General features: G+C 72.5%; 19 protein-coding genes and 1 tRNA gene. 7 read left to right on the top strand and 13 right to left on the bottom strand.

The window, feature by feature from the left end; translation table 11 throughout:
* Positions 1-173 precede the first annotated feature (173 nt).
* From TAE01_RS15995 to TAE01_RS15985, 3 genes are all read right to left on the bottom strand, one after another.
* Positions 174-2,375, bottom strand: a complete 2,202-nt coding sequence (locus TAE01_RS15995; RefSeq protein ID WP_147067806.1) for a hypothetical protein — start codon at positions 2,373-2,375, stop codon at positions 174-176.
* A 205-nt stretch (positions 2,376-2,580) separates the two neighbouring features.
* On the bottom strand, positions 2,581-3,225 hold the full coding sequence (locus TAE01_RS15990; protein ID WP_147067805.1) for a peptidoglycan-binding protein: 645 nt from the start codon (positions 3,223-3,225) through the stop codon (positions 2,581-2,583).
* Between the two features lie 260 nt (positions 3,226-3,485).
* A tRNA-Thr gene (locus tag TAE01_RS15985) sits at positions 3,486-3,559 on the bottom strand.
* Positions 3,560-3,838: 279 nt separating this feature from the next.
* Here TAE01_RS15985 and TAE01_RS15980 point away from each other — a divergent pair.
* A complete protein-coding gene (locus TAE01_RS15980; RefSeq protein WP_186815244.1) occupies positions 3,839-4,765 on the top strand; it encodes an NADP-dependent oxidoreductase in 927 nt (308 codons plus the stop codon).
* A gap of 77 nt (positions 4,766-4,842) precedes the next feature.
* On the opposite strand, the gene TAE01_RS15975 is transcribed toward TAE01_RS15980, so the two are convergent.
* From TAE01_RS15975 to TAE01_RS15950, 6 genes are all read right to left on the bottom strand, one after another.
* Entirely contained in the window at positions 4,843-6,567 is a 1,725-nt protein-coding gene (locus TAE01_RS15975) for an alpha/beta fold hydrolase (RefSeq protein ID WP_147067803.1), read from the bottom strand.
* Positions 6,498-8,315 carry an alpha/beta hydrolase gene (locus tag TAE01_RS15970; RefSeq protein WP_147067802.1) on the bottom strand — a complete coding sequence of 606 codons (1,818 nt, stop codon included), beginning with the start codon at positions 8,313-8,315 and terminating at the stop codon, positions 6,498-6,500. Before TAE01_RS15970 ends, TAE01_RS15975 begins: the two co-directional genes overlap by 70 nt.
* Positions 8,309-9,862, bottom strand: coding sequence for an alpha/beta hydrolase (locus TAE01_RS15965; protein ID WP_147067801.1), 1,554 nt, complete (start codon positions 9,860-9,862; stop codon positions 8,309-8,311). The genes TAE01_RS15970 and TAE01_RS15965 overlap by 7 nt, the downstream gene beginning before the upstream one ends.
* A gap of 99 nt (positions 9,863-9,961) precedes the next feature.
* Positions 9,962-11,122 (bottom strand): DNA polymerase III subunit delta', encoded by a 1,161-nt coding sequence (locus TAE01_RS15960; RefSeq protein WP_147067800.1) that lies wholly within the window; start codon positions 11,120-11,122, stop codon positions 9,962-9,964.
* A complete protein-coding gene (gene tmk / locus TAE01_RS15955) occupies positions 11,119-11,778 on the bottom strand; it encodes a dTMP kinase (RefSeq protein ID WP_147067799.1) in 660 nt (219 codons plus the stop codon). The genes TAE01_RS15960 and tmk overlap by 4 nt, the downstream gene beginning before the upstream one ends.
* Positions 11,779-11,964: 186 nt before the next feature.
* Positions 11,965-12,999: an aspartate-semialdehyde dehydrogenase gene (locus TAE01_RS15950; protein WP_147067798.1), complete on the bottom strand. Its 1,035-nt coding sequence runs from the start codon at positions 12,997-12,999 to the stop codon at positions 11,965-11,967.
* A 195-nt stretch (positions 13,000-13,194) separates the two neighbouring features.
* On the opposite strand from TAE01_RS15950, the gene TAE01_RS15945 reads away from it, so the two are divergent.
* On the top strand, positions 13,195-13,683 hold the full coding sequence (locus tag TAE01_RS15945) for a hypothetical protein (protein ID WP_147067797.1): 489 nt from the start codon (positions 13,195-13,197) through the stop codon (positions 13,681-13,683).
* Between the two features lie 64 nt (positions 13,684-13,747).
* On the opposite strand, the gene TAE01_RS15940 is transcribed toward TAE01_RS15945, so the two are convergent.
* The gene (locus tag TAE01_RS15940; RefSeq protein WP_246111398.1) at positions 13,748-14,536 is read right to left on the bottom strand and encodes a MerR family transcriptional regulator; all 789 of its coding nucleotides are present in this window, start codon (positions 14,534-14,536) and stop codon (positions 13,748-13,750) included.
* A gap of 146 nt (positions 14,537-14,682) precedes the next feature.
* Here TAE01_RS15940 and ddaH point away from each other — a divergent pair, with 146 nt between their 5' ends.
* The 3 genes from ddaH (at position 14,683) to TAE01_RS15925 (ending at position 17,775) form a co-directional block, all read left to right on the top strand.
* A complete protein-coding gene (ddaH, locus tag TAE01_RS15935; RefSeq protein ID WP_147067796.1) occupies positions 14,683-15,453 on the top strand; it encodes a dimethylargininase in 771 nt (256 codons plus the stop codon).
* 69 nt (positions 15,454-15,522) lie between these two features.
* Positions 15,523-16,359, top strand: a complete 837-nt coding sequence (locus TAE01_RS15930) for a TspO-related membrane protein (RefSeq protein WP_246111397.1) — start codon at positions 15,523-15,525, stop codon at positions 16,357-16,359.
* 168 nt (positions 16,360-16,527) lie between these two features.
* Entirely contained in the window at positions 16,528-17,775 is a 1,248-nt protein-coding gene (locus tag TAE01_RS15925) for an NAD(P)/FAD-dependent oxidoreductase (RefSeq protein WP_147067794.1), read from the top strand.
* Between the two features lie 61 nt (positions 17,776-17,836).
* Here TAE01_RS15925 and TAE01_RS15920 read toward each other — a convergent pair whose 3' ends face one another.
* A complete protein-coding gene (locus TAE01_RS15920; RefSeq protein ID WP_147067793.1) occupies positions 17,837-18,271 on the bottom strand; it encodes a MarR family winged helix-turn-helix transcriptional regulator in 435 nt (144 codons plus the stop codon).
* 201 nt (positions 18,272-18,472) lie between these two features.
* Between TAE01_RS15920 and TAE01_RS15915 the strand changes: the two genes are divergently transcribed.
* Together TAE01_RS15915 and TAE01_RS15910 are read left to right on the top strand one after the other, a co-directional pair.
* Positions 18,473-20,554, top strand: a complete 2,082-nt coding sequence (locus TAE01_RS15915; RefSeq protein ID WP_246111396.1) for an MMPL family transporter — start codon at positions 18,473-18,475, stop codon at positions 20,552-20,554.
* Between the two features lie 149 nt (positions 20,555-20,703).
* Positions 20,704-21,015, top strand: coding sequence for a hypothetical protein (locus TAE01_RS15910; protein ID WP_147067791.1), 312 nt, complete (start codon positions 20,704-20,706; stop codon positions 21,013-21,015).
* A 236-nt stretch (positions 21,016-21,251) separates the two neighbouring features.
* Here TAE01_RS15910 and TAE01_RS15905 read toward each other — a convergent pair whose 3' ends face one another.
* A complete protein-coding gene (locus TAE01_RS15905; RefSeq protein ID WP_222594153.1) occupies positions 21,252-21,941 on the bottom strand; it encodes a GNAT family N-acetyltransferase in 690 nt (229 codons plus the stop codon).
* Positions 21,941-23,377, bottom strand: a complete 1,437-nt coding sequence (locus tag TAE01_RS15895; protein ID WP_147067790.1) for a serine hydrolase domain-containing protein — start codon at positions 23,375-23,377, stop codon at positions 21,941-21,943. Before TAE01_RS15895 ends, TAE01_RS15905 begins: the two co-directional genes overlap by 1 nt.
* Positions 23,378-23,516 lie beyond the last annotated feature (139 nt).

Genomic DNA, 23,516 nt, shown 5'->3' with positions numbered 1-23,516 from the left:
CTGGACTGAGCTTCAGCGATCGTCGCCGCCGATGCTGGAAGGACGCTGAACCGCCCCGGGTGCAGGGACGCCGCCGGACACGGGAAAGGCCCCCGGCTCGGATGAGCTGGGGGCCAGACCTGATGACGCACCGAACCGATCCGGAGGGCACGAGGCGGATGAGGGCGCTCACCTCATGGCGTCGTGGTCGCGTCAGCGGCAGGCGTGGCCGCGGTGACGCCGGGGGTCTCGGAGGTGGTCGCCGTCGGCGCAGGCGGCGCCGTCGAGTCCGTCGGTTGCGAGGTGGTGCCTGACGGGGACGGGACGGCGGTTGACGATTCCGCCGGATCGGCCCCGGTGGTCTCACTCCCACTCGGTGCGGGGGGCGGTGTCGTCGGGTTCGTGGACGGTGCCCCCGTCGTGCTGGGCGTCGTGCTGGGCGTCGTGGAGGGTGTTGCCGGGCCTGCCCCGACGCCGATGACGGACCGGATCTGGTTCTCGTAGTCGAGGAGCTTGGACCGGACCTCGTCGAGGGGCATGGTCTCGATGGTGCCCGCGAACGTCATGATCTGCTGCCACAGGGCGTTCAGGCGCTGCTTCGTCGCGGGGGTGAGTTCTCCGGGCACGCTGAGGACGAGCTGCTGGGCGAGCGCAGAGGTGACGCACTGCACGCAGGAGTAGTTGACCGCACCGGAGATGTTCTGCGGTATCGCGACGTGAGCATCCCCCGTGATGAGAACCACCTGGAAGGCCACGGCCACGGTCGTGCATCCGCGACAGCTGGCAAAGGCGTAGGCCTCGTTGCTGTTGGTGACCGTGCTGCCGTCGGCCCACACCAGGGCGAAGGCGACGTCGTAGAGCGTCGACCCGTCGGTGGTGTTGACGGCCAGCGCCTGGGTGTCACCGGCTGCGGGAGCGCCGGGGCGGTTGAAGGGGAAGACCCACGTCGGACCGGGGTCGGTCGGACCGGCCGCTCCCGCCTTCGGAACGAGGACGAGGGCAAGCTCGGGGTGGTCCCTGGTGGGCGGGGCCGAGGTGGACGCCCACACGGAACGGTGTCCCTCGACGATCTGCCCGTCGGACAGCGGAGGGGTGCGCCCGGCGAAGCTCGCGGTCTGCAGCCCGTCGACCACCGTGCCCTTCTCGAAGGGCTGGACCGGACGGTAGCGGTTGGCATCGGGCCACCACGCACAGGCGAGACCCGCGGCGACTGTGACGACCAGCAGCCCGGCCAGGGCGCGACGCCCCGGACGACCGGCGGTCCGACGCCAGAGGGAGGCGATGACGGTCTTGACGAGGCGGACGAGCACGATGAGGGATCCGACCACCGGCAGGCAGACGGCCAGGATCGCGAGCAGCCTGACCGCGATCCCGGTGACGTCCCCGCCGGCCCAGTCGACCGTGAGGGCGTGCGCGTGCTTGACCACGCTGTTCCAGGCGGTTCCCAGCACTCGCGGGAGCGCCACGACCATGAGCACGAGGGTCACGAGCAGCAGGGGCACGATGACGAGCACCCAGGCGGTGACGACGACCTTGGCCCAGCGCTTGAGCTCGGTCGCCGCCGGCTCGGGCGCGCGCCCGGGGACGAGGCTGCGCAAGGTCGGCCCGATGCGCGCGGAGAGGTCGGGAACGCCGGTCAGGTCGGCGAGGACGTGATAGCCGTCGAAGCGGACCATGGGCGCCAGCTGGCGGACCATCTGCAGCAGCTGGGCGGCGAGGATGAGCAGCAGGGCGTCCCAGCGCGTGGCGAACCAGACGGCGAACATCGCCACGGTCATCAGCGCGTTGAAGTAGAGCCCCCCGAGGTCGACCCGGAGGCGGCCCGCACGGCCGAGGCGGTAGCTGTCGGTGACGTCGGTGTAGAACGCCGGCCAAACCAGGTAGAGGCCGGTGCCCATGGCGCCGGGGGTCGCGCCGCCGTAGCGGCAGGCCGAGGCGTGGCCGAACTCGTGGAAGCCGGCGGAGAAGATCGTGATGACGAAGACGAGAACCAGCAGCAGCGGCTGGTCGAACGCCTGATGGGTCGCCGAGGCGAGCCCCTTGGTGAACAGGACCCAGCCGGAGATCACCGCGAAGGCGATGAGCATCGTCACGACCACGACGGGTGCGAACAGGGCGGCGAAGGGCGCCGTGATCCGCCGGGTCACGGCGGGGTCCGAGACCACCCACCGGAACCGCAGCGCCAGCAGGGGGTTCGCCTTCTTCACGAGCGGTTCGGAGCCGTCGGCCCCGCGGACCAGTCCGAGCGGCCGCAACCGCGACTCGGTGAGCTGTTGGACGTCCTGGGGTGCGAGGCGTCGACCGTAGGCGCGGCTGACCTCATCGGCGACCTCGGCGTACGTCCTTTGCCCGTCGATCGTCTCGAGCACCCGGTAGAGCAGCGGCGTGAGCTGCACCGTCTGGCCGTCAGCGCGGCGCACCAGAGACGGGGGGTTGCGATATCCGGACCCGGTCAACGTCCCGAGCAGCTCGATGCCCGTGGTGTGGACCGGTGCTCTCGTCGAAGCGCCCACGTCGGCGGACGGCAGTGCCGAAGGGTCGGAGCTGAGGTCCGGCTCGGAAGGCCTGCCGTCCGCGGACGTGAGAGTCACCGTCGGCCGTCTACTGCTGGATCTGCGAGGTCTGGTCGGCGGTGGCCTGGGCAGTCCCCGTCAGGTGCTGGGCGATCGAGCCCTGCTGGTCGGCGATGGACGTGGCCTCGGATCCGACGGAGCCGACGTTGGCCGAGACCGAGGCATCGATCGGTGCTGCGACGTTGGCATTCGCAGCAACCGCACCGTCGATCGGCGCCGCCAGCTTGGCGTCCGCCGCCGCATTGACGTCGATGTTGAGCAGGTTGCCGCTGAGAGCCGAGGATGACGTCGGCGTGGTGCTGGGGGCGGGTGCCGGCGTCGTCGACGAGGCCGACGAGGGATCGGTCGGGGTCGTCTGGTCGATCGAGCTGTGCTGGGGCGCATGGGCGACGGCGGAGCCGGAGAGCTCCTGGTCGATGTTCACCCCCTGGTGGGCGACAGCGGCATCCGCGGAGCCGACGGAGAGGATGTTGGCTCCCACGGCTCCGTTGATCGGGGCCGCCACGTTGGCGTTGGCGGCCACGCCGAGGTCGATCGGAGCCGCGACGTCGAGTGCGAGGTTGAGGTCGGCGTTGAGGTCGAGAAGCGACATCACCTCCTTGTCGGGAAGGGCGGTCGCTCCTTCGGCGGCGAGTTCCTCCGCCGAGACGGGAGGCAGATCGGCTTCACTCATGGGTGGCTCCGTTTCAGCACAAAGGTGCCTGTCGACAGGATTGGTGGACGGCTCTTACCCATACAAATCGCCCATCAACCACCGCCGACAGCCGCCGCACTCCGCACAGTCCCAGAGGTCCGGCCGGTGGTCTGCCATCAGGCCGGCGGCTCGCGCGGCCCGCGGGACCAGAGGAGGCTCGGAGCACGATCGGGGCACGACCCGGGACAAACGGAAAGGCCCCCTGCTCTCGTGAGCTGGGGGCCTTTCCTCTTGCGCGGAGCCGCTTGTCGGAATCGAACCGACGACCTATTCATTACGAGTGAATCGCTCTGGCCGACTGAGCTAAAGCGGCTGGCCGTGTCCCTCGCGACGAGCGCGACCGGACACGGAGGTTGAGTATACGCAGGACATCTGCCGGAGAAAAATCGTGCCCCGGGAGTCGCCGGAACAGTCTCCTGGAGCCTGTGGCACCCGCTCCCTACCGACCGGGAATGCCGCGCCGTGCACCCGACCTTGAACCGTGGGGGAGCGCAGGGGCGCCCCTGCTCCCCCAGGCAGTTCCACACCCTGCAGACCCACGACCCGAGCGAGGAGATCCCGGATGAGCGACACGAGCAACCCCGGCCAGACCATGCGTGCCATGACGTACGACACCTACGGAGGAACGGAGGTGCTCGCGCTCACCGAGCAGCCCCGGCCCAAGGTCGGGCCCGGCGAGGTGCTGGTGCGGGTGCGGTCGGCCTCGGTCAACCCCGTCGACTGGAAGCTCATGTCCGGCGGCCTCGACGCCGTCATGGACGTGCGCTTCCCCGTCGTGCCGGGCTGGGACGTCTCGGGCGTCGTCGAGGCCGTGGGCTTCGACACCCCGGAGTTCTCCCCCGGCGACGAGGTCCTGGCCTACGCCCGCAAGGACTACGTCCACGGCGGCACGTTCGCCGAGCTCGTGACCGTGCCGGTCCGGGCCCTGGCCACCAAGCCGGCCTCGGTCTCGTGGGACGAGGCGGCCGGCCTGCCGCTCGCCGGCCTGACCGCTCTGCGCCTGCTCAAGCGCCTCGAGGTCGGCGAGGGTGACACCCTCCTCGTGCACGCCGCCGCCGGCGGTGTCGGGTCCCTGGCGGTCCAGATCGCCCGCACGCTCGGGGCCCGGGTCATCGGCACCGCGTCCGAGCGCAACCACGACCGCCTCCGTGAGCTCGGCGCCGAGCCGGTCACCTACGGCGACGGCGTGGTCGACCGCATCCGCGCCCTGGCCCCCGACGGCGTGGACGCCGTCGCCGACTTCGTCGGCGACGTCCTCGACGTGACGACCGCCGTGCTGGCGGAGGGCGGACGGCACGGGTCGATCGCCGACGGCTCGGTCGCAGCGGCCGGGGGGCACTACGTGTGGGTGCGGCCCGACGGCGCCGAGCTCGCCCACCTTGCAGCGCTCGTCGAGCGCGGCGACCTGACGGTGCCCGTCGCGCACACCTTCCCCCTCGAGCAGCTCGCCGACGCCTTCCGCCTCAACCAGGAGGGCCACACGGCCGGCAAGATCGTGCTGCGCGTCTCCACCGACTGAGGCCTGCTGACCGCCTGAGGCGACACGGCCGACACGACCGATCGACACGACCGACCGGGCGCGCGGCGCACATCGGTTCAGGTGTTCTTGCCGCAGACGTAGTCGTTCTCGGGCGCCTGCAGGTGGGCGAGGTAGCCGTCGACGACGGCGTCCGCGCAGTCGTTGTCGCGTCCGTAGGCGCCGTGCCCGTCCGCCGAGACGGTGACGAAGCGGGACCGGACGATCTCACCGGCGAGGGCCCTCGTGTCCTCGATGGGGGTCGTCCGGTCCCCGTCGTTGCCGATGACGAGCACGGGTGTGTCCACCTCGGCGTCCAGGAGCAGGGTCGCGCGCTGCACGCCCTTCCAGCCGTCGCACAGGTCGTGCGACGGCGGCTGGACCCTCGCCCACAGCGGGTGGTTGGCCAGGACGTCCCGGCTGGGGACGACCGAGGCCCACGGCGACCGCGGCCAGTCCGAGCACGTGACGAGCAGGTGCGACCGCCCGAACGTCGTGGCGGCATACGTGCCGTCCTCGTTGCGGTCCGTCGACTCCATGGCGAACCAGGCCAGCGGGCCGCCGTCCCCGTCGTTGACCGCGGCGTCCAGGGCGTCGACGAGCTCGGGCCACGTGTCGTGGTTCCTCAGCCCCTCGTCGATCGCCGTCTGCGCCCAGCCCTCCGTCAACCGGGGCAGGCTGTCGTACCCGGTCTCGAGCGGCCGACGGTCGAGGCCGTCGAGGAACCGGACGAGGGCTCGGGACGCCGTGGCTCGGTCCCGCCCCAGCGGACACTCGACGCTCGACCCGCACTCCGTGAAGAACTCGTCGAAGACCTTGTCGAAGTCGTCGGCCCAGCCACGGGCGGCCGCATCGACGTCCTGCTGGCTCGGGGCCTGCTCGGGCAGAGCGTCGGGCAGGACGGCCGAGTCCAGCACCATGAGCCCGACCCGGCTCGTGTAGAAGGACGCGTACAGGGCGCCGATCATGGTCCCGTAGCTCACGCCGTAGTAGTTGAGCCGCTCGTCGCCGACGGCAGAGCGCAGGACGTCGAGGTCACGGGCCACGAACTCGCTGCCCATCCGCGCGGCGAGCGCACCACCGCGCGCGAGGCAGCGCCGGTTGCGCTCGGCCGGGGCCCGACGGGCGGCGGCGCGCTCCGCGGCCGTGTCGGGAGTGGGGTCGGCGGCATACATGGCGTCGAGGTCGGCGTCGGTGAGGCAGCTGACCGGGTCGGACTCCCCCATCCCCCGTGGGTCGAAGCCGACGATGTCGTAGCGCTGGCGGACGGCGTCGCCGAAGAAGGAGCTCGCCTCGCCCACGAACTCGATGCCGGAGCCGCCCGGACCGCCCGGGTTGATGAACAGCGACCCGATCCGCGGCGCGGGACCGGAGGCCGGCAGGCGCCGCAGCGCGATGTGCGTCCGCGCGCCCTCCGGGTGCTGGTAGTCGACCGGCACCACGACCGTCCCGCAGTCGTAGCCCGCGTCGTCGTGGCACTTCGTCCACACGACGCGCTTGCCGTAGTAGGCACGCAGGTAGGCCGGGTCCGCGATGACGGGTCCGGTGAAGGCGATCGGCGTCGTGGCCGGCCGGTCCTTGCGGGCGGCCTCGCCGACGGGCGCGGGCGCCACCGACGGACGACCGGCCGAGGTCGCTCGGACGGCAGCGGCACCCGGCACTGTCGAGGGCCCGGTGGCCAGCAGCAGGAGGGTCGCGAGGATCGCGACGGAGATGAGGGGCGCGAGCAGCCGGCTCAGCAGGTCGTGCCGTCGGCCGGCGCCGTCCCCCTGAGCAGGTACCCGTCCACGGCGGAGTCCACGCACGAGTTGCCAGCGTAGTAGGTGCCGTGCCCGTCGTGGTCGGAAGTGAGCAGAATGCCCGATGCGAGGTCCTTCGCGAGCTGCTTGGTGCCCCCGATGGGCGTCGCGGGGTCGCGCTCGTTGCCGATGACGAGGATGGGCCCGGCGCCCTGGGCGAGCGTCGTGCCCTTGGGGGTTCGCCCGGCCGTCGGCCAGGTGCGGCAGTTGTCGTAGAGCTCGCCGGTCATCCGGGCCCACAACGGGTGGGCAGCCTGCGCCTTCTTCTGCTCGGCCTTGAGCGAGGGGTTGGTCGAGGACCGGGGCCAGTCGGCGCACCGCACCGGGATCATCGCCTGCAGGTAGGTGCTCGGCGCGTAGTCGCCGGTGATGCCCCGCTTGACGACGGACATGCCCTTGGCCAGCAGGATGTCGCCCTTGCCGGTGAGGGCCTGGGCGAGGCCCTGGTTCAGCGTCGGCCACGAGGTGTCGGAGTAGAGGCACATGAAGATCGAGAAGCCGACCCAGCCCTCGCCGATCGTGGTCAGGCCGGGCTTGCTCGTCGTCAGGCCCTTCTTCTCCACCGCGTCGAGCAGGTCGACGATCTTCTGCCGCGCGGTGCTCTTGTCGGTGCCGAGCGCGCAGTCGGTGCGTGCGACGCACCAGCCGATGAAGGCGTCGATCGAGGACTCGAAGCCCTGGATGTCGTACGTCATCTCCTGCTGCTCGGTCTGGTTCGGGGACAGCGCTGAGTCGAGCACCATCCGGCCGACCTTCGCGGGGAACGTGTCGGCATAGATCGCGCCGAGGAACGTGCCGTACGAACCGCCGAAGAAGTTGAGCTTGGTGTCACCGAGCAGCACGCGCATGACGTCCATGTCGCGCGCCACCTCGGTCGTGCTCATGTGCATGGCGCGGACACCGCCGCGCGCCGCGCACCGCTTGGTCACGCCGTCGACGTCGGCGAGCAGCTGCGAGCGCTCGGCCGGCGAGTCGGGCGTCGGGTCGGCGCTGAAGAGCAGGTCCATGTCGGAGTTGCTGAGGCACCGCACCGGGCTGGACGCGCCGATGCCGCGTGGGTCGAAGCCGACCACGTCGTATGCCGCCCGGACCGCCGGTGAGAAGACGAACGACGCGTACTGGGCGTACTCGACACCCGACCCGCCGGGGCCGCCCGGGTTGATGACGAGCGAGCCGAGGCGCTTCGCGGGGTCGGTGGCCGGCGCCTTGCGCAGGGCGAGGGTGAAGCGGTCACCCGTCGGCCTGGCGTAGTCGACCGGCACCTGCATCGTGGAGCACCGCTGCTTGGCGTTGTCGGGGCACGGGGTCCAGGTCAGCTTCTGGGTGTAGTAGGAGGCCAATGCGGCCGGGTAGCCCTGTGCCGCAGCGCCGCCCGACGTCGGGGCGCCTCCGGTCGGGGTGGGCGTGGGTGGCGCGGAGGGGGCCGCCGAGGAGCTCACCGGCCCCTGCGCCTGACCCACGGGCGGCGGGTTGCCGATGCGCCACACGGCCAGGACGACGACCGCGACGACGGCGATCACGGCGACGGCAGCGATGACCGGACGCAGGCTCGACCGGGCCGGCGCCCCCCGGCCACCCGGCGCGGCCGGTGCGGCCGGCGCCGGACCGTCGGCCGCCGAGGACGAGGGCGGCTGCGAAGGAGGCGGCGCGTAGGAGGGCGGCTGCGAAGGAGGCGGCGCGTAGGAGGGCGGCAGGGCCGCATACCCCGTCGGAGCGTCGGGGAGGTCGTCGGGACGGGGGTCCTCGTTCAGCACGTGAGGCCGTCCTCGGGCACCCGACCCTGGACGTAGAAGGCGTCGATGGCGCTGTCGACGCAGCTGTTGCTCCGGCCGTAGGCGGTGTGGCCGTCACCGTCGTAGGACACGAGGACGGCGTTGTCGAGCTGGTCGCGCAACCGCTTGGACCACTCGTAGATCGTCGCGGGGTCACGCGTCGTGCCGACGACGACGATGGGCTCGCTGCCGGGTGCGTGGACCTGGTGCGGGCCCACGGCCGACTTGACCGGCCACACCCCGCAGGGCAGCGCGCCCCAGGCGAGGTTGGCTCCCCACGTCGGGGCCTTGGCGGAGAAGTCCTTGGCGTACTTCTCGTAGGCCGACAGGTTCGGGCTGTCGGGCCGGTCGAGACAGTTGACGGCGAAGATCGACTCCATGAGGTTGCCGTCGTAACCACCACCGGGGCGACGGCCGGCGTACGCGTCAGCCAGCTGCATCAGGCTCTGGCCGTTGCCGGCCTTGGCCTCCTTGAGCGCGTCGGTGAGGATGCTCCACGAGCCCTGGTCGTAGAGGGCGACCGCGACCCCGAGGCGGGCCCAGCCCTCCGTCAGCAGGGGCGCGCTCGGGTCGCCGGTCGGCAGGGGCTTCTGGTCGACCTGGGTGAAGAAGTCGTCGAGGCCCTTGAGGGCTGCCGCGGGGGTGGAGCCGAGCGGGCAGTCCTCCTTGACGCAGTCCTCGACGTAGGCCTGGGTCGCGATCTGGAAGCCGCGGGCCTGGCCCTCGCCGAGCTCGGCGCTCGTCAGGTCGGGCGGGACGACGCCGTCGAGAACGACGCGACCGACCCGCTTGGGGAAGAGGTCGGCGTAGGTGGAGCCGAGGAAGGTCCCATAGGACTTGCCGAGGTAGTTCAGCTGGGTGTCGCCCACGGCGGCCCGCAGGATGTCCATGTCGCGCGCCGCGTCGGCGGTCGAGAGGTGCTTGACGAGCTCGGGGTTGTCCTTCTGGCAGCCGTCGGCCATGGCCTTGGCCTCCGTCATGAGGACCTGCTCCTCGGCGGGGGTGTCAGGCGTCGGGTCCGCGGCGAGGAAGCGGTCGAGGGCCTTGTCGTCGAGGCAGTCGATGGGGTCCGAGCTCGCGACGCCGCGCGGGTCGAAGCCGACGAGGTCGTAGTAGCGGCGCACCTCGGGTCCGCCGATCGTCTCGGCGCCCCCGCGGACGTAGTCGATGCCGGACGCGCCGGGACCACCGGGGTTGACGAGGAGGGAGCCGAGGCGCTTGGCCTGGTCACGGGCCTTAACGCGGGCGACCTTGATCGTCAGGTCCGTCGAGGGGTCGGGCGCGGCGTGGTCGAGCGGGACCCGGAGGTCGGCGCACTCGAGGGCGCCGCACTTCTTCCAGTCCAGCTTCTGGGCGTAGTACGGCGCGAGGGCGGGCGTGGGGGCCGCCGTCGCGGCGGGGATGCCGGTCTTCGCGCCGGGGGCCACGGGCTCGTCGGGCGTCGTGCACGCCGCCGCGGACAGCACCAGCGCCAGTGCCGCCGCAGCGGCGGTCAGGGCACGGGAGATGGCGGCAGGGCGCGTCGTCATGCCCGAAACCGTAACGGGTGGACCTGAGCGCGACCTCCTCGACGGGGGGTCGTGACCGCATCGAGGCCGGATGCCGGGTGGCCGGGCCCGCGGGTGCGCTCAGACGCCGAGCTCACGGGGCACACGCAGCTGCAGGGCCATGGCCTCGAGGGCGAGCAGGGGCGGCACGTTGGCGTTGATGCGGTCGCGGGCCTCGTGGATGGCGTCCATCGCGGCGAGCAGCTGCTCGGGGGTGAAGACGCCGGCGAGCGCCCGCACCTTGTCGACGGCGTCGGGGTTGACGAGGTCGACGTCGGAGCGCAGGCGCAGCACGAGCGCGTCGCGGTAGATCGACGTCAGGTCGACGAGGGCGCGGTCGACGACGTCACGCGCCGCGCGGGTGGCGCGGGTCTTCTGCTCGCGCTCGAGCGCCGCGACCTGGGAGCGGATGTGCGGCGGCTGGGTGCGGGCGGTCGGGTCGGCGCCGAGGGTCTCCATGAGTCGGGCCCGCTCGGCAGCGTCTCGCTCGGCGCTCGACGCGGTCGACTCCTCGTCGGCGATCTGGGCGAGGTCGGCTGCGGCTCCGATGGCGTCCCCGACGCCGAGGATCTTCGTCGCCATGGCGAGGACGTCACGGCGACGGATGCGGGCCTGCTCGTCGCGGGCCAGCCGGCGCGCGAGCCCGATGTGCGACTGGGCGGCGCGGGCGGCATACAGCGCCATGGCGGGGTCGATGCCGTCGCGGCGCTGGAGCAGGTCGGCGACGGCGTCGACGGGGGGCGTGCGCAGCCGGACGTGGCGAGAGCGGGAGCGGATGGTGACGATGACGTCCTCGAGGCTCGGCGCGCAGAGCATCCAGACGGTGCGCGGCGTCGGCTCCTCGAGGGCCTTGAGGAGGGCGTCGGCGGGAGCGTCGGTGTAGGCGGTGAGGCGGTCGGCGTCCTCGATGATGATGATGCGCCACCGGCCCACCGACGGGCGCAGGGCGGCCTCCTGCACGAGCGCCCGGGCCTCGGCGACCTTGATCGACAGGCCTTCGGTGGCGACGACCTTGACGTCGGCGTGGCTGCCGTCGAGCGCCGTGCGGCACTCGCGGCACTGCCCGCACCCGCCGTCGGGACACTGCAGGGCTGCCGCGAAGGCACGGGCCGCCGTCGACCGGCCCGACCCGGGCGGCCCGGTGAAGAGCCAGGCGTGCGTCATGGCGGACTCGTCGCTGACGGCCCGCGCCAGCGTCTCGACGGTCGGCTCCTGGCCGACGAGGTCGTCCCAGACCGTCATGGGCGACCGGCCAGCACGCGGTCGACCCCGTCCACGACGGCGGCGTGGAGCCGTTCGACGGTCTGGGTCGCGTCGAGGACGAGGTAGCGGCCGGGGTCGGCCGCGGCGAGCTCGAGGTAGCCGCGGCGCACCGCAGCGTGGAAGGCGTCGGCCTCGGACTCGAGGCGGTCGTGCTCGTCGCCCCGCCGCTCCCGGCCCACCTCGGGCGAGACGTCGAGGACGATCGTGAGGTCGGGCAGCAGACCGCCGACGGCCCAGTGCTGCAGCGCCGTGATCTCGTCGCGGCCGAGCTCGCGGCCGGCCCCCTGGTAGGTGATCGAGCTGTCGACGTAGCGGTCGGTGATGACGACCTGCCCCGCGGCGAGCGCCGGCCTGATGAGCTGGTCGACGTGGTGCGCCTTGTCGGCCGCGAAGAGCAGCGCCTCGGCCCGGGCAGCGACGTGGTCGCCGTGCAGGACGAGCTCGCGGATCTGCGTGCCGAGCGGCGTGCCACCCGGCTGGCGGGTCACGACGACCTCACGCCCTCGCTGCTCGAGCACCTCGGTCAGCAGCCGGGCCTGGGTGGACTTGCCGGCGCCGTCGCCACCCTCGAAGCACACGAAGAGCCCGGGGGCTGTGTCGACTCGGTGGGTCGCGGCCGCGAGGTTCTCCGTCACGCCCCGACCCTATGCGACTGCCCGGACACGAGGCCCCCCGTCCTCACGCCACCGCGCCGCACACCCCACCCCTCTACCCCGCAACACACCGAGCAGTCGCCAACCACGACGGTTGTAGCCGTGCGGGGTTGGCGACTGCTCGGTGTGTTGCCGGGGCCTGGGCTGGGGCGAAGGCAGGGGCCGGGGTCAGCGGCGCGCGAGGAGCTCCTCGGCGATCTGGACCGCGTTGAGGGCCGCCCCCTTGCGCAGGTTGTCGCCGACGACGAAGAGCACGAGGCCCCTGCCCTCGGGCGCCGCCTGGTCGGCGCGCACCCGCCCGACGAAGACCTCGTCGCGGCCGGCGACCTCGAGCGGGTTGGGCACGTCGGTGACGATGACGCCCGGCGCGTTCTTGAGCAGGTCGAGCGCCTCCTCGGGCGAGATGTCCTCGGCGAACTCGGCGTGGATGGCCAGGCTGTGGCCGGTGAAGACGGGGACGCGCACGCACGTGCCCGAGACGCGCAGGTCGGGGGCGTGCAGGATCTTGCGCGACTCGTTGCGCAGCTTCTGCTCCTCGTCGGTCTCGAGCGAGCCGTCGTCGACGATCGACCCTGCGAGGGGCACGACGTTGAAGCCGACCGGCACGGCATACAGCTGGGCCTCGGGAACGGCCACCGCACGCCCGTCGAGCGCGAGCCCGGTGGGGTCGCCCGCGGCATACGCGCCCTTGAGCTGGCGGTCCAGCTCCTGCACGCCGGCGCCGCCCGAGCCGCTCACGGCCTGGTAGCTGCTCACGTGCAGGCGCACGAGGCCGGCCCTGTCGTGGAGCGGCTTGAGCACCGGCATCGCGGCCATCGTGGTGCAGTTGGGGTTGGCGACGATGCCCTTGGGGATGTCGTCGAGGTCGGCGGCGTTGACCTCCGAGACGACGAGCGGGACGTCGGGGTCCTTGCGCCACGCGCTCGAGTTGTCGATGACCGTCGCGCCGGCCGCCGCGACCCTGGGCGCGAGCTCACGGCTCGCGGCGCCCCCGTTGGAGAAGAGGGCGATGTCGATCCCGGAGAAGTCTGCGGTCGCCGAGTCCTCGACGACGACGTCATCGCCCTTGAAGGGCAGCGTCGTGCCGGCGGAGCGCGCCGATGCGAAGAACCGCACCTGCGTGACCGGGAAGTCCCGCTCCTCGAGGACGGCACGCATGACCCCGCCGACCTGACCCGTGGCACCGAAGACTCCGACTCGCATGCGACAAGGTTACGGCGTGTCCCGGACGGGGTCCGGGCCCGCTCAGCTGGTGGGCGTCGCCGTCCGTCGCGGTGACGGGCACCACCGGTTCTCGCGGTTCCGCCGCGACACGGGACGGCGGGGAGGACCCTCGAAGGTGGGGCCACCAGACCCCTCTCGGGGGCAACCGGGAAACATCTGTAGAGGGGGAGTCGCATGAGCCGACTCAGGATTCGTGGCGCGTGCGCCACCGCAGGCGTGGCAGCGCTCTTGGTCACCGGGGCGGGGGTGGGGGCGGCCGGAGCCGGGGGCAACGGGGCCGTCACCTTCACCGACAACCAGCACGCCGTCGTCGACGTCTTCACCACCGTCAACCCGTGCACCGGCGACCCGGGCACGATCGACGCCCTGGAGAACCAGGTCTTCCACGGCACCGTCAACAAGACCGGCTCGTGGTTCACGGGCACCGTGGAGGGCCGGTTCACCTTCACCCCCGACGACGCCTCGAAGGCCACCTACACCGGCCACTTCGCCACGTGGTTCGGTGACGAGAACAACCTGCGCAACGGCGTGGAGCACAGCACGTTCGACGTCAACGCCACCGGCTCGGACGGGTCGCACCTGCAGTTCCACGACAACGCCCAGGCCACGCTCAACGCGAACGGGACCGTGACGGTGTCGTTCGACCACATGTCCTGCGCCTGAGAGCGGAGGGCAGCAGGTGCCGGGCCGAGCGGCTGCGCACCACTCGGCCCGGCACGGCGCGCGGTCAGTCCGCGGCTGCGTGCCGGTCGGCGTTGGCATGGATCGCGTCGTGGACGTATGCCGCGAGGCCGGGGGCGATGTCCTCGTACGTCTTCGTGAAGCGGGGGTCGGCGACGTACATGTCGGCGAGCCCGCGGTGGAAGTCGTGGGTGAGGTCGTAGAAGCGCTCCTGGATGTGGAGGCGGTGCTGCTCGGCGGCGTCCATGGCGGCGTCGCCGGTCGCGGGCTCCCCGGCGCGCAGGGCTGAGACGAAGGCCGCGTTGACGGCGTCCGCCTCGGCCTTGACCTGCACCCAGTCGGCCTTGGTGTAGCCCTTGGTCCGCGCGGCCGACTGCTTCCATGCGTCGGTCTCGCCCCAGCGCTGCTCCGCCTCCTGCTGGTACTCGTCCTTGAACCCGTCGCCGAAGAGCTCCTTGAGGTCCTCGGTGGTGGCTGGCTGGTCGTTCATCTCTCTCTCCAGTGCTCGGTCGATGGCCGAGACGAGCTCGCGCAGCTCGTCCAGCCGGGACATGACCGTCGCGCGTTGACGGCGCAGGTGCGTGGCCGCGTCCTCACCGCCGCCGAGCAGCGTCGCGATCTCCTCGAGCGGCATCTCCAGCCGCCGGTAGACCACGACCTGCTGCAGCCGCGCGAGGTCACTGTCGGTGTAGAGGCGGTAGCCCGCCCGCGAGCGCTCGCTCGGGACGAGCAGGCCGATCTCGTCGTAGTGGTGCAGCGTGCGCACCGTCACGCCGAAGAGCTCGGCGACCTGTCCCACCGTCCAGCTGGTCATCTCCTGCGTCCTTCCGGTCATGCGGACGAGCCTGTTGCCTCACGCGGCGTCAGGGTCAAGTCCCTTCCGCGACAAGGTCTCCCCCGCCGGGCGGCCGGCGGGTGCTCGGCCGCGGGGACGCCTCCACGCTAGGCCGCCGGCGGCGTCGCCGCCCCTAGAGTGAGCGCGTGCACCGTCGCCTCGCGCTCGTCCGCCGACCGTCCCCCCGACTCGCGGACGGGATCGTGACGCACGTCGAGCGGTCGGGCGCGGTGGACGGCGCCCTCGCTCTGCGGCAGTGGCAGGAGTACGTCGACGTCCTGCGCCGTCGCGGCTGGTCGGTGGTCGAGGCCGCACCGGCCGACGACTGTCCCGACGGCGTCTTCATCGAGGACCAGGTCGTCGTGCACGGCGACGTCGCGGTCCTGTGCCGATCCGGTGCTCCGGGGCGCCGCGCCGAGCAGGTCGGCGTCCGCGAGGCGGTGCAGGCCCACGGCTACCGCACCGTCGCGATCGAGGAGCCGGGCACGCTCGACGGCGGCGACGTGCTCAAGCACGGACACGTCGTGTGGGTCGGGGTCGGTGGCCGCACCAACCAGGCCGGGGTCGACCAGCTGCGGCAGGCGCTCGAGGGGCACCGGGTCGAGGTCGTCCCGGTGCCGGTGTCGAAGGTGCTGCACCTCAAGTCGGCGGTCACGGCGCTGCCGGACGGCACGGTGCTCGGCTTCCCGCCGCTCGTCGACGACCCGACGGTGTGGTCCCGGTTCCTCGCCGTCCCGGAGGAGTCCGGCGCGCACGTCGTGCTGCTGGGCGGCATGTCGGTGCTCCTGTCGGCGTCCGCGCCGCGCACGGCCCAGCTCCTCGCCGCCCGTGGGCACGACGTGACGACCGTCGACATCTCCGAGTTCGAGAAACTCGAGGGCTGCGTCACGTGCCTGTCGGTGCGCCTGCGCGGGTGAGGCCGAACGCCCGGCCTGTTAGGGTCGCTAACTGGATGAGCAATCTCCCGAGCGACTGAGGTGATCGACGTGACCACATCCGCCAGCCCGCGCCCCGACCTGACGACCGCCGACCAGGTGCGTCGGTTCGCCGTCGTCGCCGCCGAGATCTTCTGCGTCGTCGGCACGCTCTTCGGCGTCGGGGTGCTCGGCACGAGGGTCGAGGAGTCCTCCGGGGGCGCCCTCGCCGCCACCGCCACCCTCGTCGCGCCCGCCGGTCCGGCCTTCTCGATCTGGACCCCGATCTACGTGGGACTGCTGGCGTATGCCGTGTGGCAGGCCCTGCCCGTCAACGCCGTTCGCGACCGGGTGCGCACCACCGGCTGGCTCGCGGCCGCGTCCATGGTGCTCAACGCCGCATGGCTGCTCGTCACCCAGCGGGGCTGGATCTGGGTCAGCGTCGTCGTCATCGTCGCGCTCGCCCTGAGCCTCGGCGTCCTGCTGCACCGTCTGACGCGATCACCCTCCGCGACCACGTGGGAACGAGTCGTGCTCGACGGGACGTTCGGCCTCTACCTCGGCTGGGTCGCCGTCGCGACCTGCGCGAACATCACTGCGGCACTCGTGGACTCGGGAGTCGACCTCGGCGCCACGGCCAACCAGGTGGCCGCGGTGGCCGTGCTCGCCGTCGCGGCCGGGCTCGGCGTCGTCTTCGCCCGTCGCCTCGGCGGGCGCTGGGCGGTCGCCGCTGCGATGGCCTGGGGTCTCGCCTGGATCGCGGTGGGTCGCCTCGCTGACGAGCCACGGTCGGTCGCGACGGGTGTCGCTGCCGTCGTCGCCGCCGCGATCGTCGTGGTCGCGGCGTGGCGCCGGCACGCCGGACGGGCGGCGGCACCCGAGGCGTCGCGACGGCTGCACGCCATCTGACGGACCGCTGCGCCGCGCCGTCGTGGCGGCGTGTCGTCACCGGCTGACGGCGCGTCGCGGACCGGCGGGCCACCGGCTCCGGATGCCTCGCGCTCAGCCGCCCGCAGCCACCCCGCGGGGTCTACGCTGCGTCCGGGGGCCGGACTCGAGCAGTGGGGTGATCCTTTCGTGGACGCTGACGTCGTCATCGTCGGGGCAGGGCTGGCAGGGCTTCGGTGTGCGCGACGACTGACCGAGCTCGGTCACGAGGTCGTCGTCCTCGAGTCGTCCGACGCGGTCGGCGGACGCATCCGCACCGACGTCGTCGACGGGTTCCGCTGCGACCGCGGCTTCCAGGTGCTCAACCCCGCCTACCCCGCGGTCCGGCGGTGGGTCGACGTGTCGACCCTCGACCTCAAGCCCTTCGGGTCGGGCGTGCTCGTGCGCCGCTCGAACGGGCTGCAGGTGCTCGCCGACCCGGTGCGCGAGCCCCGACTGCTCGCCCGGACGATGCGCAGCGGCTACCTCCACCCGCGTGAGCTCGCCGGCGTCACCCGGTGGACCGCGCGAGTCATCGCCGATCCGAAGACCGTTCTCGCACAGCCGGACTCGACCCTCGCGGAGTCCCTCGACGAGGCCGGGGTCACGGGCCGGCTGCGTCACGAGGTGCTCGACCCGTTCCTCGCCGGCGTCCTCGTCGACAGCCACGGCACCTCTTCGGCGAACTTCACCAAGCTGCTCGTCCGGATGTTCGCGCTCGGTCGCCCCGCAGTGCCCGCGACAGGCATGCAGGCCCTCCCCGAGCAGGGCGCCGCCCCGCTCGGCGACCGGGTGCGGCTGGAGAGCCACGTCGAGAGCATCACGCCGGTCCATGGCGGCGTCGACGTCCGTGTCGACGGCCGGCGGCTCCGGGCCCGCAGTGCCGTCGTCGCGACCGACCCCGTCGGTGCGTCCGATCTCACGGCACTGCCGGAGCCGGCGACCAAGGGCCTCGTCACGTGGTGGTTCGAGGCGCCCGAGCCACCTCACACGCTGCCGCTCGTCGCCGTCGACGGGCGTCGCCGCGACTCCGTGGCACCCGGCCCGGTCTGGAACACCGCCGTCATGACCGCCGTGGCCCCGAGCTACGCCCCGCCCACCAGGCACCTCGTCGAGGCGACGTGCCTGCTCGACCGACCGGACGGGGACGCGCCCGAGGCCGACGTCCTGCGCCACGTCGGGGAGATCTACGGCTGCGACACCTCCGACTGGCGCGTCGTCACCCGTCACCGCGTCGCCGCGGCCCTGCCGGCGATGACCCCACCACTCGAGGTCAGGTCGCCCGTGACGCTCGGCGACGGCGTCTTCGTCTGCGGCGACCACCGGGACACGGCCTCGATCCAGGGCGCCCTGGTCTCCGGCCAGCGGGCGGCCGAGGCGGTCAACGTCCACCTCTGAGCAGGCTTGTCGGGCGGTCGGTGCCCGGCGGTCGGCACGCGCCCAGATCGGCGGACCCGGGTCAGGCCATGAGGTTCTTCATGGCGGCGATGGCGCCACGGAGGTAGCGCTCGACGACGACGCGATCATGGTCGTCCAGCGTGGCGTCGAGCTCCGCCAGTCTCTCGAACATCGGGGTCATCCGCGCCAGCACCTCCGCGCGGCCGCTGTCGGTGATGACGACCTCGGTCCGGCGTCCGTCGTCGGGGTGCGCGCGGCGCTCGGCGTGCCCGTGACCCACGAGGCGGTCGACGACCCCCGAGGACGCCGCCGAGGTCACCCCGAGCACCTTGGCGAGGTCCACGGGTCCGATCGGGCCGCGCATGAGGTGGCGCAGCGAGTGCAGCTCCGACGTGCTCAGCCCGGCCTTCCGGGCCACGACCGCGGGCACGGTCTCCGACACCTCGACGAGCTCCTGGAGGGCCGACAGGGTGCCGGTGGTGCGCCAGGCGGGCACGCCCGGGACGAGCCCGACCTCCGGGAGACGGTCGGGGGCCTGCGCAGAACCGTCACGGGTCGCCTCGCCCCGGGGTGCCCGAGCACGCCGCGGGGCCGGTGGTGTCCCGGCGCTCTTCCTGCTGCTAATATCACTCACCAACTTAGTAATCTTCTGAGTAACCCTGTTACTCATCCTATCCGGAGGTGTGGTGTGCGCTCGGTGACCGACAGGATCACGCGCAAGTGGTGGGCCGTGGCGATCGTCATCCTGGCGTTGGCCGGGGCGATGGGCGTCGTCAGCGTCGTGGGAGAGGCCGGGCGGACGACGAGCTCGACCGACGCCCTTCCCGTGGGCTCGGACAGCGCCGCCGCGCTCCAGCTCCGCGAGCGACTGCCCGAGTCCGAGGGCTCGACGGCCGTCGTGGTCTTCAGCAGGTCGTCGGGCACCCTCAGCCCGGCCGACCTCACCGCGATCGAGGGCCGTGTCGCGCAGCTGCCGACCGCCGGCCGGGCCCCGGTGCAGCGCAGCGAGGACGGCACGGCGGCGCTCGCGGTCGTGCCGGTGGACGCGACCGATGCCGGCGCCACGGCCGCCCTCGTCGGTGACATCCGCAAGACCGTCAAGGCCGACCTGCCGGCCGGCGTCACAGCGCAGGTCACCGGACCGGCGGCCGTCCAGGCGGACCTCGCTGCCGTGTTCGAGGGCGCCAACACCCGCCTGCTCATCGCCACCGCCTCGGTCGTCGCCCTCCTGCTCGTGCTGACGTATCGCAGCCCGATCCTCTGGATCTTCCCGCTCCTGGTCGTCGGTGTCGCGGACCGACTCGCAGCCGTGCTCGCCACGCACACGCTGGCCGCCTTCTCCGTCGTCTGGGACGAGTCGACGATCGGCATCCTCTCGGTCCTCGTCTTCGGCGCCGGCACCGACTACGCGCTGCTGCTCATCTCGCGCTACCGCGACGAGCTGCGCAGCCACGCCGACCGGCGGGAGGCCATGTCCCTCGCCCTGCGCCGGACCGGGGGGGCCGTCCTCTCGAGCGCGGTCACCGTCGTCATCGGGTTGCTGACGCTGCTCCTCGCGCTCTTCCCGGCGACCCGGGGCCTCGGACTCGCGTGCGCCGTCGGGGTCGTCGTCGCCGCGGTCTTCGTCCTGCTCGTCCTGCCTGCCGCGCTCGTCGTCTTCGACCGCTGGATCTTCTGGCCCAAGGTCCCGCGCGAGGGCCAGGCGTCCCTCGTCGACGGCCATTCGCTGTGGCGCCGGGTCGGTGACCGCGTCGCCGCCCACCCGAGGCGGATCATCGGCGTGACTCTCGTCGTCCTCGCAATCATGGCGGTCGGCATCGGCGCCATCGACACCGGACTGGGGCCCTCCGACCAGTTCCTGAAGAAGCCCGAGGCCATCGCCGCCGGCGAGCGGCTCGCGCAGTCCTTCCCGGCCGGCAGCGCGGACCCGGCCGTCATCGTCACGACGGCCGACCCCGTCGCCGTCAGCTCCGCCGCGAAGTCCGTCGAGGGCATCGCCGGCGCCCGCACGGTCACGCAGGCGAACGGCGTCGCCGAGGTCGACGCGGTGATCCAGGGTGCGCCCGGTTCCGACGAGGCCACGCAGACCGTGCGCGCCCTCCGCACCGCACTCACCTCGCTCCCCCAGAGCCACGTGGCCGGCACCGAGGCCGTCGCTCTCGACCAGGCCGAGGCCTCGTCGCGCGACCGGCTCGTCATCTTCCCGATCGTGCTCGCGCTCGTCCTGCTGGCCCTCGGCCTGCTCCTGCGCTCGGTCGTCGCACCCCTCGTCCTCGTCGCCACGGTCGTCGCGACGTTCCTCGCCAGCGTCGGTGCCTCGTGGTGGATCTTCACGAAGGTCCTCGGCTTCTCCGCGCTCGACGACAGTGCGCCACTCTTCGCCTTCGTCTTCCTCGTCGCCCTCGGCGTGGACTACAACATCTTCCTCGTGACGCGGGCCCGGGAGGAGTCGCGCACCCACGGCTCGCGCCAGGGGATGCTGCGCGGGCTGGCCGCCACGGGCGGTGTCATCACGAGCGCCGGCATCCTGCTCGCCGCGGTGTTTGCCGTGCTCGGCGTGCTGCCGCTCGTCGTCCTGGCCCAGATCGGCGTCATCATCTGCGTCGGCGTCCTGCTGGACACCCTCGTCGTGCGCACCCTGCTCGTGCCGGCCATCGCGATCGTCCTCGGCGACCGCTTCTGGTGGCCGCGCCGCCCACACCCTGCTCCCGAGGAGGCCACCGAGGGCGCGACAGACCCGCGCGGGCTGCTCGCCGAGGCAGGCCGAGCCAACCTTTGACGAACCCTTGACAACCTGTGGAAGGGGTGTGAGATTGAGTCTCGTCGAACCTTCGACAAACCATCGACACGAGCAGATGCACCTGTCATCGGCGACACGTCACGGCGACACCTCACCATCCACACTCGGGGCTGACGAAGGAGTCACGCATGAGGATCCTCCCCCTCGCAGCAGCCGCTGCTCTGGCCTCCACGGCGATCCTGTCGACGGCGGGCACGGCATCCGCCGCACCCGCACCCGACACGGCCTGCATGCGGGCCGGGATGAACACCCTCAAGTCGCTCGGCCTGTTCAGCACGGTGGCCCGCGACGGGCTGCCGATCTCGCTGGCCGTCGCAGCCGGCGTGACCGTGCGGCCCGGGGCCGACATCAGCGGCGTCCCGGACCCGATCCCGCTGAGCGTCGTGCTCGCCGACCACCGCGCGGGGGCCAACAGCCTGTTCATCTACCCCTGGTGCTGACCCCGGGCTCTCCCTCGAGCCGCAGGTAGCACTCCGGCTCACCGCACTCGAACTCATCGCACTCGAACTCATCGCACTCGAACTCATCCGCCCGCCAGGGCCGACGCCCTCCCTCGTCGGCCACGGCCGGCCGTGGGCCACGCGCCGGACTCCCTTCCGGCGCGTGGCCCACGGTCATTCCCGGTGCTCACCGCACCGTTCCCAACCGGAGTGCCGGCCCGGGAGTGCGGCAGCGATCAGCCGGCCCACTCCTCGCGCAGCAGCGCCCACGTGTTGTCGTCGAGCCACGTCCCGTCCTTGCCGAGCGACTTGGCCAAGGTCGTTGCCTCGAGCCGCATGCCGATGCGGCGCAGGACGCGGTTCGAGGCCACGTTGTCGGCGTAGGCGTCGGCCGTGATGCGGCGCAGCCCGAGGTCGCGGAAGCCGATGACGAGCAGCTCGGTCGCGGCCTCGGCCGCCAGGCCGCGACCGTGGACGTCCGGGTGGAGCGCGTAGCCGATCGTCCCCTCCCACTCGCCACTTCCCGACCGGGCGATGCTGTGACTCGGTTCGATCCGCAGCATCACGTCCCCGACGAGCCGGCCGGTGCGCAGCTCCTCGACGGCGAGTCCGAGCAGTGGGTCACTCGCCCCCGGACGCCCTCGCTCGATGCGCCGGGCGATCCGGTCCCGCACCTCGTCCCGTTCCAGCACGTCGTGGCTGAGGTGCACGACGACCTCGGGGAGGGAACGGAACGCGAGGACCGCGTCGACGTCGTCGAGGGTGAGAGGGCGCAGGGAGAGCCGTTGCGTGCGCCGCGGCCACACGAGGCCGGCGAGGCCGGTCGGTGCCGTCGGGGCCGTCGGCCCGGGCGGCCCGGTCGGCCCGGTCGGCCAAGTCGGCCCGGTCGGCCCGGTCGGCGAGGGCTTGCCGGAGGCGGCATCCACTAGCGCCAGCCGCCCTCGTGCACGCCGCCGGGCACGTCGGCCGCCGGGTCGTAGGGCGTGCGGGTGAAGCGGAACGACGCGAGGTCGAGGTGCGAGGGCACGCCGTCGGCAGCGCGCACGACCCGCAGCGGCTCGCCGGTGTAGTAGCCGTCGAGGCCGACCCACTCGTCGGGACCCACCCGCGCAAAGCGACTGCCGCGGGCGCGGCCGGGCTCGCCGAGCACGAGGTGCGCGCCCACGACCCTGGCCGTCGACACGGACGGGCCCCAGTGCCACGTGCCGACGAGCTCGAGCACGGACGGGTCGCCCTCTGCGTGCCACGGCGCTGGTGTCCGCGGCTCGCGCTCGAGGTATGCCGCGAGCAGGTCGGGCACGACGGTCCCCATCCCGGTCGTGCTGTTGGCGAGCACGACGACCCCGTCACCGGACTCGACGTGAACCCGCAGGCCCGCGAGGAAGCCGGGCATCGAGCCGCCGTGACCGGCATACCTCGTGCCGTCGACGTTCCAGACCTGCCAGCCGAGCCCGTGCGCGGTGGTCCACGCCTGCCCGGGGTCGTCGTTGAGGGTGTGCGGCTCGTACATCTCGGCGAGCGTGTCGGTCGAGAGGACCTCGGCCGTGTCACCGCCGGCGAAGGCGGCCCACCGGGCGAGGTCCTCGACGGTCGACCACAGCTGCCCGGCGGGCGCCATGGCCCCGGCATCGTGCTCGGGCTCGGGAAGGAGCACGTCGGCGAAGGGGTGCACCGCCAGCCCCGGCGCCGCCTTGCCCTCCGGACGGGTCGTCGTGCGCGTCATCGCGAGGGGGTCCAGCAGATCGCGTCGGACCACCTCGAACCAGTCGGTGCCGTGCGCACGGGCGACGAGCTCGCCGAGCGCGGCGAAGCCGACGTTGGTGTAGTGGAAGCGACGACCGGCCCGGAAGCGCTGTCCCACAGGCGATCCCGCGAGCTCGGCCCACGAGCCGCCCGGGGTGCGCTCCCACCAGGGGCCGTTGGTCTCCGCCTGGACCCCGGCGCCGTGAGACAGCAGCTGCGCGACGGTCGCGCCGCCGAGGTGCGATCCGGGCACGTGGTCGTCGAACCGGTCACCAAGGTCGAGGCGCCCGGCGTCCCGCAGCCGCATCACGGCGACCGCGACGAAGGTCTTGGTGATCGAGCCCATCCGGTACTGCGTGTCGCTGTCGGCCGGCACTCCCCCGACGCGGCCGTCGACCGAGCCGACAGCGGCGGACCAGGCCAGCGACCCGTCCCGCACGACGGCCGCCGCGACCGACGGCAGCCGCCCACGGCGCTGCTCGGTGGCGAGCAGGTGGTCGAGGTGCCGAGCGGTGGCGGGGTCGATGGCGGGATCGGTGGTCCGGTCGATGGCCGCGTCGATGGTCGCGTCGAGAGCCGGGTGGTCGGCCGGGGTACGGGCAGAGGCGTCGGTGCTCACCCGCTCCACCCTAGGAGGGCGGTCTCTGGCGTGGCGCAGACCACCCCGGCAGGATGGGACGGCGACCCCACGGCCGGCCTGCATCGGATATCTTGACATCAAGATTTATTCAGGATCCCTCGTACTCGGATCTCGGCAC

The sequence above is a fragment of the Terrabacter aerolatus genome, from assembly GCF_007991735.1.
Classification (GTDB): Bacteria; Actinomycetota; Actinomycetes; order Actinomycetales; family Dermatophilaceae; genus Terrabacter; species Terrabacter aerolatus.
This window is presented reverse-complemented; position numbering and strand designations above follow the sequence as displayed.